The sequence below is a fragment of the Streptomyces sp. TLI_053 genome (assembly GCF_900105395.1).
Taxonomy (GTDB): domain Bacteria; phylum Actinomycetota; class Actinomycetes; order Streptomycetales; family Streptomycetaceae; genus Kitasatospora.
In genome coordinates, this window is sequence record NZ_LT629775.1 from 3,635,066 (window position 1) to 3,647,810 (window position 12,745).

10 protein-coding genes are annotated in these 12,745 nt (G+C 72.3%); 1 reads left to right on the top strand and 9 read right to left on the bottom strand.

Annotated elements, in window-relative coordinates; genetic code table 11:
• Positions 1–229: 229 nt before the first annotated feature.
• The 9 genes from BLU95_RS14335 to BLU95_RS14375 form a co-directional block, all read right to left on the bottom strand.
• Complete coding sequence (locus BLU95_RS14335) at positions 230–1,753, bottom strand: CoA-acylating methylmalonate-semialdehyde dehydrogenase (protein WP_093860354.1); 1,524 nt, start codon at positions 1,751–1,753, stop codon at positions 230–232.
• A 171-nt stretch (positions 1,754–1,924) separates the two neighbouring features.
• Positions 1,925–2,785, bottom strand: coding sequence for a nucleotidyl transferase AbiEii/AbiGii toxin family protein (locus BLU95_RS14340; RefSeq protein WP_093860355.1), 861 nt, complete (start codon positions 2,783–2,785; stop codon positions 1,925–1,927).
• A 73-nt stretch (positions 2,786–2,858) separates the two neighbouring features.
• Positions 2,859–3,290, bottom strand: coding sequence for a bifunctional DNA primase/polymerase (locus BLU95_RS14345; protein ID WP_093860356.1), 432 nt, complete (start codon positions 3,288–3,290; stop codon positions 2,859–2,861).
• Between the two features lie 208 nt (positions 3,291–3,498).
• Complete coding sequence (locus BLU95_RS14350) at positions 3,499–4,893, bottom strand: NAD(P)/FAD-dependent oxidoreductase (protein ID WP_093860357.1); 1,395 nt, start codon at positions 4,891–4,893, stop codon at positions 3,499–3,501.
• An 81-nt stretch (positions 4,894–4,974) separates the two neighbouring features.
• Positions 4,975–5,778: an ABC transporter permease gene (locus BLU95_RS14355; protein ID WP_093860358.1), complete on the bottom strand. Its 804-nt coding sequence runs from the start codon at positions 5,776–5,778 to the stop codon at positions 4,975–4,977.
• A complete protein-coding gene (locus BLU95_RS14360; RefSeq protein WP_093860359.1) occupies positions 5,778–6,722 on the bottom strand; it encodes an ABC transporter permease in 945 nt (314 codons plus the stop codon). The genes BLU95_RS14355 and BLU95_RS14360 overlap by 1 nt, the downstream gene beginning before the upstream one ends.
• Positions 6,719–7,861: an ABC transporter ATP-binding protein gene (locus BLU95_RS14365; RefSeq protein WP_093860360.1), complete on the bottom strand. Its 1,143-nt coding sequence runs from the start codon at positions 7,859–7,861 to the stop codon at positions 6,719–6,721. The genes BLU95_RS14360 and BLU95_RS14365 overlap by 4 nt, the downstream gene beginning before the upstream one ends.
• Before the next feature lie 38 nt (positions 7,862–7,899).
• Positions 7,900–9,156, bottom strand: coding sequence for a polyamine ABC transporter substrate-binding protein (locus BLU95_RS14370; RefSeq protein WP_093860361.1), 1,257 nt, complete (start codon positions 9,154–9,156; stop codon positions 7,900–7,902).
• A 52-nt stretch (positions 9,157–9,208) separates the two neighbouring features.
• Positions 9,209–10,720, bottom strand: coding sequence for a gamma-aminobutyraldehyde dehydrogenase (locus BLU95_RS14375; RefSeq protein ID WP_093864878.1), 1,512 nt, complete (start codon positions 10,718–10,720; stop codon positions 9,209–9,211).
• A gap of 325 nt (positions 10,721–11,045) precedes the next feature.
• Between BLU95_RS14375 and BLU95_RS14380 the strand changes: the two genes are divergently transcribed.
• Positions 11,046–12,695: a PucR family transcriptional regulator gene (locus BLU95_RS14380; RefSeq protein WP_093860362.1), complete on the top strand. Its 1,650-nt coding sequence runs from the start codon at positions 11,046–11,048 to the stop codon at positions 12,693–12,695.
• The last annotated feature ends 50 nt before the right edge of the window (positions 12,696–12,745 follow it).

A 12,745-nucleotide genomic window follows, 5' to 3' on the forward strand; every position in this document is an offset into this window, starting at 1 on the left:
AGTCGGTTCTGGAAGTGGTGTTTCGAGGATTGGCCGCCCCGGGACCGTCCGCGCTGCTGCGTGTCCGGTGCTCCCTGTCGAGCGACTAGAGAACACTACGCCGGTTCGCGGCCGAAGGCAAACGCCCGGCAAACTCCCGGGACAACGCGCAGGCCGGCCCGCACGGGTGCGGGCCGGCCTGCGGAGCTGGCCGGACTCGGGGCGGAGGCGGGCGGGGAGCCCGGCCGGATCAGTCGTTGGTCGGGAAGCCCAGGTTGATGCCACCGTGCGAGGGGTCCAGCCAGCGCTGGGTGACCGCCTTGCCGCGGGTGAAGAACTGGACGCCGTCCTGGCCGTAGGCGTGGGCGTCGCCGAACAGCGAGGCCTTCCAGCCGCCGAAGGAGTAGTAGGCGACCGGGACCGGGATCGGCACGTTGATGCCGACCATGCCGACCTCGACCTCGTACTGGAAGCGCCGGGCCGCGCCGCCGTCGTTGGTGAAGATGGCGGTGCCGTTGCCGTACGGGTTCGCGTTGATGAGGGCCAGGCCCTCCTCGTAGGAGGCGACCCGGACCACGGACAGGACCGGGCCGAAGATCTCGTCGTTGTAGACGGACATGCCGGGCTTGACGTGGTCGAACAGGGTGGGGCCGAGCCAGAAGCCGTCCGCGGTCGGCGAACCGTTGCGGTCCTCGGCGGTGATCTCGTGCTTGCGGCCGTCGACGGCCAGCTCGGCGCCGTCGGCGAGGCCGGACTCCACGTAGGAGGTGACCTTGTCCCGGTGCTGGCCGGTGACCAGCGGGCCCATCTCGGACTCGCCGTTGCAGCCGGGGCCCACGGTGAGGGTGGCGACCCGCTGCTTGATCTTCTCGACCAGCTCGTCGCCGATCGGGTCGACCGCGACCAGGACGGAGACCGCCATGCAGCGCTCGCCGGCCGCGCCGAAGCCAGCGTTGACGGCGGCGTCGGCGCTCAGGTCGAGGTCGGCGTCCGGCAGGACCAGCATGTGGTTCTTGGCGCCGCCGAGGGCCTGGACGCGCTTGCCGTAGCGGGTGCCGGTCTCGTAGACGTAGCGGGCGATCGGGGTGGAGCCCACGAAGCTGACCGACTTGATGTCGGGGTGCTCCAGCAGCCGGTCGACCGCGACCTTGTCACCGTGCACGACGTTGAAGACGCCGTCCGGCAGGCCGGCCTCCTTCCACAGCTCGGCGAGGAAGTTCGCGGCGGACGGGTCCTTCTCGGACGGCTTGAGCACCACGGTGTTGCCGGCGGCGACGGCGATCGGGAAGAACCACATCGGCACCATGGCCGGGAAGTTGAACGGCGAGATGATCGCGACCGGACCGAGCGGCTGGCGGATCGAGTAGACATCGATGCCGGTGGACGCCTGCTCGGTGAAGCCGCCCTTGAGCAGCTGCGGGATGCCGCAGGCGTACTCGACGACCTCGAGACCGCGGGCGATCTCGCCGAGCGCGTCCGAGTGCACCTTGCCGTGCTCGGCGACGATGATCGACGCCAGCTCGTCCTTGCGGGCGTTGAGCAGCTCGCGAAAGGCGAAGAGCACCGTGGTGCGCTTGGCGATCGAGGCGGTGCGCCACTCGGTGAAGGCCGAGGCGGCGGCGGCCACCGCCTGGTCGACGTCCGCGACGTCCGCGAAGTCGACGTGACCCGTGACCTGGCCGGTGGCCGGGTCGAAGATGTCACCGCGACGGGGCGCGGCACCGGCGGTGGCGACCGGGCGGCCGCCGATCCAGTGGGTGATGTGCTTGCTCAAGGTCCGTCTGCCTCCGAAGTCCGGGCGGCCTTGCGCCACCGGTCCCTTGTGTGACGCCGCCCGCACGGGACGGGGCGGCGAGGTCACGGGGCTACCGCGCTCACTCCTCCAGTCTGCTGCGCGGTCGACGCCGCCTCAACGAACAGGCTGACGGGGATTGCGGATTCAGCCTTACAGGTCGTACTGCCGACCCGGTCCGAGGCCCTCGCCCACCTGGTCCTCCCGGGCTTCCACGTCCTCCAGGTACGGGTCGTGCAGGCCGTCCGCGGCCTCCTGGGTCTCCAGCAGGTCCAGCCTGAGGTCCTGGGCCCAGGCCAGCGCCCATCGCTTCAGCGCGTCGACCTCCCCGGCGGGCAGGCCGCGGGCCCGGAACCGCCCGTCGGCGGCCTCGGCCAGGGTCTCCAGCCGTTCGGCGAGCGCGGTGGGCTGGAACTCGGCGTCCAGCGCGGTGGCCAGCGCGAGCAGTTCGCCTTCCCGGTAGCAGGCGGTAAGGGCGTGCACGTCGATCAGGTCCCGGGGCAGGGCCCGGTCGACCAGCAGCGCGGTGGTGAGGGCGGCGGCGTCCTCCAGCGCGACCGTAGCCACGACGAGCGGAGTGCCGGGACCGGAGCCGCCGGGACCGGCACCGTCGGGATCAGGGCTCGCGGGGCCGGGGCCGCCGAGGTCGAGCTGGACCGGGCGGTGGGCCAGCGGTTCCTTGCGCAGTTCCACGGTGTGCGCCCGCCCGCCCAGGGTCAGCCCGACGGAGAGCTGTTCCAGCCGGGGCGTGCCCGGACGCTGGGCCACCACGCCGCCCGCCGTCCGGTAGGCGTGCGCCAGCTCGGCGGCGGCCCGGGGCAGGTCGGCGGTCCCGTCGGCGACCAGGGTGATCCCGTCCTGGTCGCAGGCCGCGACGCCGTGGGCGCGCAGGGCGTGCCCACCGGCGAGGGCGAGGCCGTGGCGCTCGCACACGGGCCTGGCCAGGTCGACGAGGCGCAGCTGGGCCGCGCCCGGGTGGAGGGCGGGGTCGACGGCGTCCGCGGCTGTGGTCACCCCTCCAGTCTGGCGCGCCGTCCCCTCCGGCGCGCCCGGCCCGGGGGCCGTAGGGCCGGCCGGGCCGGGCCGGTCACCAGTCGCCGAGCCCGGCCGCCGCCTCGTGCAGGGCGAGTTCCAGGAGCACGGGGTCGTTGAGCCGTCCGGACCCGTCGGGTGGGACGAGCCAGCGCACGCCCCGGCCCCGCCGCTCGGGGTGGGGGACGACGATCCAGGTGCCCTCCCCGGCGCACCGCACGCCGGTGCCGATCCAGCGGGCGGCGGTGCCGGCGGGCACCAGGAAGCCGATGTGCTCCTCGCCGAAGTCGGCCAGGACCGGTCCGCAGGAGCCGGTGCCGAGGAGTTCGACGACCGGGCGGCCGAGCCTGCCGGGTACCGAGAGGACGTCCCAGTACCGCCCGGCCGGGAGCAGGACCAGGCCGAGGCCGGAGCGTTCCCACTGGGCCCGGAAGGCCTGCGGGTCCGGCGCGGCCTGGGCCAGCCAGTCGAGTGCCGTGGTCTCCATGTGCTGTCCCCGCTCTGCGCGTCGGTGTGTTCGATGGCGCGGCGGGGCATGCGGAGACCCGCCGTCACCTTCGAGAGGCGAACGGCGGGTCTCCCTTACACGGGTCCGGCACACGAGTCCGGCACACGAGTCCGACACAAGGGTCCGGCACAAGGCCGCGGCCCGCGGCTCCGGCCGGGATCCGCACCGGACCGGACCCGCGTCCAGGTCAGCTGTCGAAGCCGAGCCCCAGCTTGTCGAGGGTGCGCAGCCACAGGTTGCGCTCCCCGCCGGTGCGGTCGGCGCGCTCCAGCGAGCGGGTGGTGATCCCGATGCCGGCCCAGCGGACCGGCTCGGGCGGGAAGGGCAGCGGCTTGCGCCGCACCATCTCCAGTTCGGTGCGCTCGGTGCGCTCGCCGGAGAGCAGGTCGAGCATGACCTCGGCGCCGAACCGGGTGGCACCGACGCCGAGGCCGGTGTAGCCGGCGGCGTAGGCGACCCGGCCCCGGTAGGCGGTGTCGAAGAACGCGGAGAACCTGCTGCAGGTGTCGATCGCGCCGCCCCACGCGTTGGTGAAGCGGACGCCCTCCAGCTGCGGGAAGCAGGTGAAGAAGTTCCGGGCGAGGGTGCGGAAGGTCTCCGGCCGCTGGTCGTACTCGTGCCGGACGTGCCCGCCGAAGTGGTAGACGGCGTCGTACCCGCCCCAGAGGATCCGGTTGTCCGCGGAGAGCCGGAAGTAGTGGAACTTGTTGGCGCTGTCGCTGAGGCCCTGCCGGCCCTTCCAGCCGATCGCGGCCAGCTGCTCGTCGGTGAGCGGCTCGGTCATCAGCGCGTAGTCGTACACCGGGACGATGAACGGACGGACGCGCTTGACCAGGGAGGGGAAGGCGTTGGTGCCGAGCGCGACCTTGCCGGCGAAGATCCGGCCGTAAGGGGTGCGGACGGCCATGCCGGCGCCGTGCTCGCGCAGGGCTTCGGCCGGGGTGTGCTCGAAGATCCGCACGCCCAGGCCGAGGCAGGCCTGCTTGAGGCCCCAGGCGAGCTTGGCGGGGTGGACCATGGCCACGCCCTCCTTGTCCCAGATCCCCCCGAGGAAGGTCGGCGAGTCGACCTGGGCGCGCAGCTCGTCGCGGTCGAGCACGGTGACGTCGAGGCCGTACTGGGCGACGGCCTCGGCGACCTCGTGCAGCTCGTCGAGCTGGTGCGGCTGGGTGGCGATGTCGATCTCGCCGGTGCGCTCCCACTCGGCGTCGATGCCGTAGCGGGTGAGGGTGGCCTCGATGCCGTCGAGGTTGTCGGCGCCGAGGCGCTCCAGCCGGCCGAGCTCGGCGGGCCAGCGCTGCAGGCCGTTGCCGAAGCCGTGGGTCAGGCTGGCCGCGCAGAATCCGCCGTTGCGCCCGGACGCGGCCCAGCCCACTTCCTGCCCCTCGACCAGGACGACGTCCAGGGAGGGGTCGCGCTCCTTGGCGACGAGGGCGGTCCAGAGGCCGGAGTAGCCGCCGCCGACGACCAGGAGGTCGCAGTGGGCGTCGCCGACCAGGGCGGGCTGCGCCGTCGGCCGTCCCGGGTCCTCGAGCCAGAAGGGGGTGGGCCTGGCGTCACTGAGCGCGCGGGCGGAGTCCATGCATTATCAGCCACTTTCTGCACATCGATGGTGATGATCGGCCGCCGTCCCGACGGTACGCCGGGACGGCGGCCGGGGTGGTCAGGCGGTCGCCTTCCGGCGGTTCCCGAGCCACTGTCCGCCCACGGTGAGACCGACGGCGGCGATGAACATCGCGGTGCCGATGACGTTCACCTGCACCGGGATGCCGCGCTGCGAGGCGCCCCAGACGAACATCGGGAAGGTGACCGTGGTCGGGCCCGAGTTGAACTGGGTGATGATGAAGTCGTCGAAGGAGAGCGCGAAGCTGAGCAGCGCGCCGGCCGCGATGCCCGGGGCGGCGAGGGGCAGGGTGACCCGCAGGAAGGTCTGCACCGGGGTGGCGTAGAGGTCCTGGGCGGCCTGTTCGAGCCGCGGGTCCATGCTCATCACGCGTGCCTTGACCGCCGTCACCACGAAGCTCAGGCAGAACATGATGTGCGCGATGAGGATGGTGGTGAAGCCGAACGGGATGCGCATGTTGAGGAAGAGCGTGCCGAGCGAGGCGGCCATCACCACCTCGGGCATCGCCATCGGCAGGAAGATCATCGCGGTGGTGGCGGAGCGGCCGCGGAAGCGGTAGCGGGCCAGCGCGAAGGCGACCATGGTGCCGAGCACGGTGGCGCCGACGGTGGCGAGCACCGCGACCTGGAGGCTCAGCGAGAGCGACTGGCACATGTCGGCGACGCCGCAGGGGTCGGTCCAGGCGTCGGTGGAGAACTCGTTCCACTCGTAGTTGAACTTGCCGACCGGCTTGTTGAACGAGAAGGCGAGGACCACCAGGTTGGGCAGCACCAGGTAGGCGAGGGCCAGCAGGCCCGCCAGCACCACCAGGTGCGCCCGGATCCATGTGAAGAGTCGGGACATCAGACCAGTTCCTCCGTCCCGGCCTTGCGCATGTAGACCGTCACCATGCCCAGGATCAGGGCCATCAGGATGAAGCTGAGCGCGGCGGCCGTGGGGTAGTCGAGCACGTTCAGGAACTGCTTCTGGATGCCGTTGCCGACCATCTGCTCGCTCGGCGAGCCCAGCAGCTGGGCGTTGATGTAGTCGCCGGAGGCCGGGATGAAGGTGAGCAGGGTGCCCGCGACCACACCGGGGAGCGAGATCGGGAAGGTGACCTTGCGGAAGGTGGTGAACGGGCGGGCGTAGAGGTCCCCGGCAGCCTCGTGCAGGCGCGGGTCGATCCGCTCCAGCGAGGTGTACAGCGGCAGGATCATGAACGGCAGGAAGTTGTAGGTGAGACCGCAGACCACGGCGAGCGGGGTGGCCAGCACGCGGTCGCCGGAGGTGAGGCCGATCGCGCTCGTGACGTCCAGGACGTGCAGGGTGTTGAGCACCCCGACCACGGGGCCGCCGTCCGAGAGGATCGTCTTCCAGGCCAGCGTGCGGATCAGGAAGCTGGTGAAGAACGGCGCGATGACCAGGATCAGCAGCACGCTGCGCCAGCGCTTGCTCGCCTTGAAGGCGATCGTGTAGGCGAGCGGGTAGCCGATGGCGAGGCAGAGCAGGGTGGCCGTGGCGGCGTAGCCGAACGAGCGGACGAAGTGCCACTTGTACTCGGCCAGGGCGTCCCAGTACGTGGCGAGGTGCCAGGTGACGCGGAAGCCGTCCTCGAGCGAGCCGGTCTGCAGCGAGGTGGAGCCCTGGTAGAGCATCGGCACCGCGAAGAAGACGACCAGCCAGGCGACGCCGGGCAGCAGCAGCCAGTAAGGCGTGAGCTTGCGCCGGGGCTTCGGTGCGGAGCCGGTGGCCGGGCCGCTGTCGGGGGGTATCGCCTGTGGCGGGGCGGCTTCGGTGGTGGTGGTCATGCCGCCGCCTCCCCGGTGCCCGCGTCGATCGCCTGCGCGGCGTCGAGGGCGAAGGAGTGGGCCGGGTTCCAGTGCAGGACGACCGGGGCACCGGGGACGACCCGGGCGTCGCGCTCCATGTTCTGCTCGAAGACGGTGACCTCCTGGCCGCCGTCGGTGCGCACCAGGTACTGGGTGGAGACACCGATGAAGCTGGAGTCGACGACGGTGCCGGCCAGCCGGTTGCGGCCCTCGGCGACCTCGGCGGAGCCGTGCTCGATGGTGATCTTCTCCGGGCGGACGCCGAGGTGGACCCGCTTGGCCTCGGTGGCGCAGCGGGCCCGGGGCACGGTGAGCCGGGCGCCGCCGGCGGTGAGCAGCAGGTCCTCGCCGGCGCCGCCGGTGACGTCGGCGGGCAGCAGGTTGGACTGGCCGAGGAAGTTGGCCACGAAGGTGGTGGCGGGGTTCTCGTAGAGGTCGGCGGGCGCGCCGAGCTGCTCGACCCGGCCGCCGTTCATCACCGCGATGGTGTCGGCCATGGTCATGGCCTCCTCCTGGTCGTGGGTGACGTGCACGAAGGTGATGCCGACCTCGGTCTGGATCCGCTTGAGCTCCAGCTGCATCTGGCGGCGGAGCTTGAGGTCGAGGGCGCCGAGCGGCTCGTCGAGGAGCAGCACCTGGGGGTGGTTGATGAGCGCGCGGGCGACGGCGACGCGCTGCTGCTGGCCGCCGGAGAGCTGGTGCGGCTTGCGCCGGGCGTACTGGCCGAGCTCGACGAGTTCGAGCATGTCCTCGACCTGCTTCTTGACGTCCTTGCGGCCGCGCCGGCGCAGACCGAAGGCGACGTTCTCGAATATGTCGAGGTGCGGGAAGAGCGCGTAGCTCTGGAAGACGGTGTTCACCGGCCGCTTGTACGGGGGCAGGGCGGTGACGTCCTGGCCGCCGATCAGGACGGTGCCGCTGGTCGGCTCCTCCAGGCCGGCGATCATCCGCAGGGTGGTGGTCTTGCCGCAGCCGGACGCGCCGAGCAGGGCGAAGAAGGAGCCCTGGGGGACGGTCAGGTCCAGCGGGTGCACGGCGGTGAAGGAGCCGTAGGTCTTGCCGATGCCGGTGAGCCGGACGTCGCCGCCGACGGCCGCGGGGCTCTGCTGCTCTGTCATGGATGGTGTCTCTCTGGGTTCGCTGCCGTCAGTGGGGGTCAGGCGCCGATGAGCTTGGAGAACTTCTCCTCGAAGTCGCTCTCCTCGGTCTCGGTGAGGGTCCGGAAGACGTGCGCCCTGGCCGCCATCTCGGGAGTGGGGACGACCAGCGGGTTGGCCGCGCTGTCGGGGGCGATCGCGGCCAGCTCCTCCTTCATCCCGGTGACGGCGGAGACGTAGCCGATGCCTGCGGTCAGCTGCGCCGCGATCTTCGGCCGGTAGTAGAAGTCGATCAGCTTCTCGGCGTTCGTCTTGTGCTGGGCCCTGGCCGGCACCAGCAGGTTGTCGGTGCTGGTCACGAAGCCCTTCTCGGGGACGACGAACTCGATGTCAGGGTTGTCGGCCCGCAGCTGGATCAGGTCGCCGCCCCAGGCGACGCAGGCAGCGATGTCCCCGGAGGAGAGCTCCTGGCCGTAGTCGTTGCCGGTGAAGCGGCGGATCTGCTTGTTGTCGACCGCCTTCTGCAGCCGGGCGACCGCGGCGGCGTAGTCGTCGGCGGTGAAGTTCGCCGGGTCCTTGCCCATGTCGAGGAGGGTGATGCCGATGCTGTCGCGCATCTCGGAGAGGAAGGTCACCCGGCCCTTGAGGTCGGGGTCCTCCAGCAGCTGGGCGACGCTGCTGACCTCCTTCCCCTTGGTGGCCTTGCGGTTGTAGGCGATGACGACCTGGATGCCGGCCCACGGGTAGCTGTACAGGCGGCCCGGGTCCCAGTCGGGGGCCCGGAAGCGGGACTCGACGTTGGTGATGGCGGTGGTGACGTTGGCCGGGTCGAGCTTCTGCGCCCAGCCGAGGCGGATCATCCGGGCGGCCATCCAGTCGGTCAGCACCATCAGGTCGCGGCCGGTGTCCTGGCCCGCGGCGAGCTGCGGCTTGACCTTGCCGAAGAACTCGACGTTGTCGTTGACGTCCTCGGTGTACTTGACCTTGATGCCGGTGGCGGCGGTGAAGGCCTCCAGGGTGCCGTGCTTCTCCTTGTCGTTCTCGTCGGTGTCGACGTAGAGCGGCCAGTTGGAGAAGTTCACCTCCTTCTCGCTGTCCGAGAGGTCCTTGGCGGCGTTCGCGGTGGAGTCGCCCGTGCCGCCGGTGTTCCCGGCGGGCGGGATGCCGCAGGCCGCGAGGCCGGCCGCACCGGCGGTCAGGGCGGCGGCGCGCAGCACCGCGCGGCGGCCGAGAGCGGCCCGGCCACTGCTCAGACTGCGTTCCCAGGCCTTGCGGACCGGTTCCGACAGTCCGTCGGTGAGCTCGTTGAACGCCATGGGACGGGCCTCCTGGGGGCGAAGAGGGGTGTGGGGGGCACCCCGGTCCGGGTTATCTGTCTCCGAAGACGGTGCGGTGCCAGTCCTTGCGGGCGACCGCGGTGGTGTCGAACATGACGTGCTTGACCTGGGTGTACTCGTCCAGCGAGTACTGCGACATGTCCTTGCCGTAGCCGGAGGACTTGTAGCCGCCGTGCGGCATCTCGCTGATGATCGGGATGTGGTCGTTGACCCAGACGCAGCCGGCCGCCAGCTCGCGGGTGGCCCGCAGCGAGCGGTGGACGTTGCCCGTCCAGGCGGAGGCGGCCAGGCCGTAGGGGGTGTCGTTGGCCAGCCGCAGTCCCTCGTCGTCGCTGTCGAAGGGCAGGACCACCAGCACCGGGCCGAAGATCTCGCCCTGGACGACCTCGCTGTCCTGGGCGGCGCCGGTGATCAGGGTGGGGCGGTAGTAGGCGCCGCGGGTGAGGTCGGTGCCGTCGTGGCCCGTCGCGGGGGCCGCGCCTCCGGTGACCACCGTCGCGTAGCCGCGGGCGCGCTCGACGAAGCCGGCCACCCGGTCGCGGTGGGTGAAGGAGACCAGCGGGCCGAGGTCGGTGCGCGGGTCCAGCGGGTCGCCCAGCCGGATCCCCTCGTACAGCTCGGCCACGCCGGCCACGAAGGCGTCGTAGAGCGGGCGCTGGACGTAGGCGCGGGTGGCGGCGGTGCAGTCCTGGCCGCTGTTGATCAGGGAGGCGGCGACGGCGCCGTGCACGGCGGCGTCGAGGTCGGCGTCGTCGAAGACCACGAACGGGGCCTTGCCGCCGAGCTCCAGGTGGGTGCGCTTGACGGTCGCGGTGGCGAGTTCGGCGACCCGCCTGCCGACCGGGGTCGAGCCGGTGAAGGAGACCATCGCGACGTCCGGGTGCGACACCAGGTGCTCGCCCGCGACCCGGCCCGCGCCGGTGACCACGTTGACCACGCCGTCCGGGATGCCGGCCAGGGTGCAGGCCCAGGCGAACATCAGCGAGGTCAGCGGGGTCAGCTCGGCGGGCTTGAGGACGATGGTGTTGCCGGCCGCGATCGCCGGGAGGACCTTCCAGGCGGCCATCTGGAGCGGGTAGTTCCAGGGCGAGATCGAACCGACCACGCCGATCGCCTCGCGCCGCACGTAGGAGGTGTGGTCGCCGGAGTACTCGCCGGCCGCCTTGCCCTCGAGGTTGCGGGCGGCCCCGGCGAAGAAGGCCGCGTTGTCGATGGTGCCGGGGACGTCGAACTCGGTGGAGAGCTTGATCGGCTTGCCGGTCTGCGCGGTCTCCACCCGGGCGAGGTCGGCCGCCGCGTCGGTGAGCACGGCGGCCAGCCGGGTGAGCGCCTCGGAACGGGCACCGGGGGTGGCACCGGCCCACTCCGGCAGCGCGGCCCGGGCGGCGGCCACGGCCTCGTCGACCTGTCCGGTGGAGGCCAGCGAGAACTCCTCGACGACGCTGCCGTCGGCCGGGTTGACGACCTGGAAAGCGTCACCGCTCCCCCGGCTCTGCCGGCCCGCGATGTACTGCGCGCCCGCGCCGAAGTCGGTCAGGTCCATCTGGTTCCTCCAGGTTCCGGTGGTGCGACCGGCCGGACGGCGGTCCCGGGCCGTCCCGCCGGCGCCGCCGTGGGGGCGGGCGCGGGGGCGGACCGGGGCGTGGCCGGCAGGCCGGTCGTCGCGCTCGTGGCGCCGGGTTCCGGCCACAGGGCCGGATCCGTCACGGTCGACCCGCTGACCATGCCTGCTGGCGCCGGGGCGTGACAAGGAGCACTGCGACAACCTCGACGGAAAGCGCCTTACAAGGTGCAAGGCTTCGGGCAGGGCAACAGGTCGTCGCCGCGATGGATGATTTCCCTGACACTCTGAACCCTGGAGGCCCGCGATGCTCCCCACCGTCGCCCGTGTGCTCGACCTGGAGGTGATGCGCCGCGGCCTCCCCCAGGTGGTGGCCGGAGCCGACCACCTGGAACGCCCGGTCCGCTGGGTCCACGTCAGCGAGCTGCCCGACGTCGCCGGCATGCTGCAGGGCGGGGAACTGGTGCTGAGCACCGGCATCGCCCTGCCCGAGGACCGCGAGGGCCTGGCCCGGTACGTGCGCGAGCTCGCCGACATCGGTGTGGCCGGACTGGTCATCGAGTACGGCCGGCGCTACTTCGACAGCCTGCCGCGCGCCCTGGTGCACGCCGCCGAGCAGCGCGGACTGCCGCTGATCGCACTCCGCCGCGAACTGCGCTTCGTCTCGGTCACCGAGGCCGTGCACGCCCTGGTGGTCAACGCCCAGCTGGAGCAGCTGCGCACCTCCGAGGCGATCCACCAGGTGTTCAACGAGCTGGTCGTGGAGGGCGCCGAACCGGCCGAGGTGGTCCGCCAGGTGTCCCGGATAGCGGGAGCGCCGGTCGTCCTGGAGAACCTCGCCCACCAGGTGCTGACCCACGAGTCCGCCGGCCGGCCCGAGGCCGAGCTGCTGGAGGACTGGGAGCGCCGCTCGCGCGGGGTCCGCCCGCCCGGGCGCACCGGGTACGACCCGCGCAGCGGCTGGCTGGTCACCGCGGTGGGCGCCCGCGGCCAGGACTGGGGGCGGCTGGTGCTGATGCAGGAGCCCGGTCCGCGGCCGGAGGGCGGCCCGCACCCGTTCACCATGCTGCTGGAGCGCGGCGCCTCCGCGCTGGCCCTCAACCGGCTGGTGGTCCGCGACCGGGAGAGCCTGGAGCGGCAGACCCACCGCACGCTGCTCTCCGGGATCCTCACCCATGCGCTGACGGTCTCCGAGGTGGCCCTGCGCGCCCAGGCGCTCGGTGTCCCGCTGGAGGGCCGGCGACTGGTCGGCGCGGTGCTCCGGCAGCGGCGCGGACCGATCCCGGCCGCGCTGGAGGCCCAGGCCAGGCTGCGCGACTTCACCGAGCTCGCGGCGAGCGCCGTCCGCGCCTGCCGGCTGTCCGCCCTGGTCGGGGCCCTGGACGACGAGGGTGTCGGCGTGCTGATCACGCTCGGCCCGCAGCAGGACGAACACGCCGCGCTGGACGCCTTCGCCGCGGCGCTGCGCCGGCTGGCCGCCGAGGCGGCCCGGGACGCCGCCGCGCCGGAGCCGGTGGTCGCGGTCGGTTCCTCGGTCGGCTCGGTCCGCGACGCCCGGCGCACCCTGCTGGAGGCCACCCAGGTCGCCGACGCGGCGCTGCACGACGCGCCCGGCGGCCGGGCCGCGTCCTACTACCGGCTGCCCGACGTGCGGCTGCGCGGACTGCTGCACCTGCTGCGGGACGACGCCCGGCTGCAGACCTACGTCGAACGGGAGCTGGGGCCGCTGCTCGCCTTCGACGCCGAGCACAACGGCCAGCTGGTGCAGATGCTGCGGATCTACCTGGAGCAGGGCCGGAACAAGTCCGCGGCGGCGGACGCCGCGCACCTGTCCCGGCCGTCCTTCTACGACCGGCTGCACAAGGTCGAACGGATCCTCGGGGTCGACCTCGACCAGGTCGAGTCCTGCCTCTCGCTGCACGTCGCGCTGCTCGCGCTGGACGCCGTCCGCCGCTGAGCCCGCTCCCCGCCCCGCCCCGGGGGACGCGGGAGCGGGGCGGGCCCCGG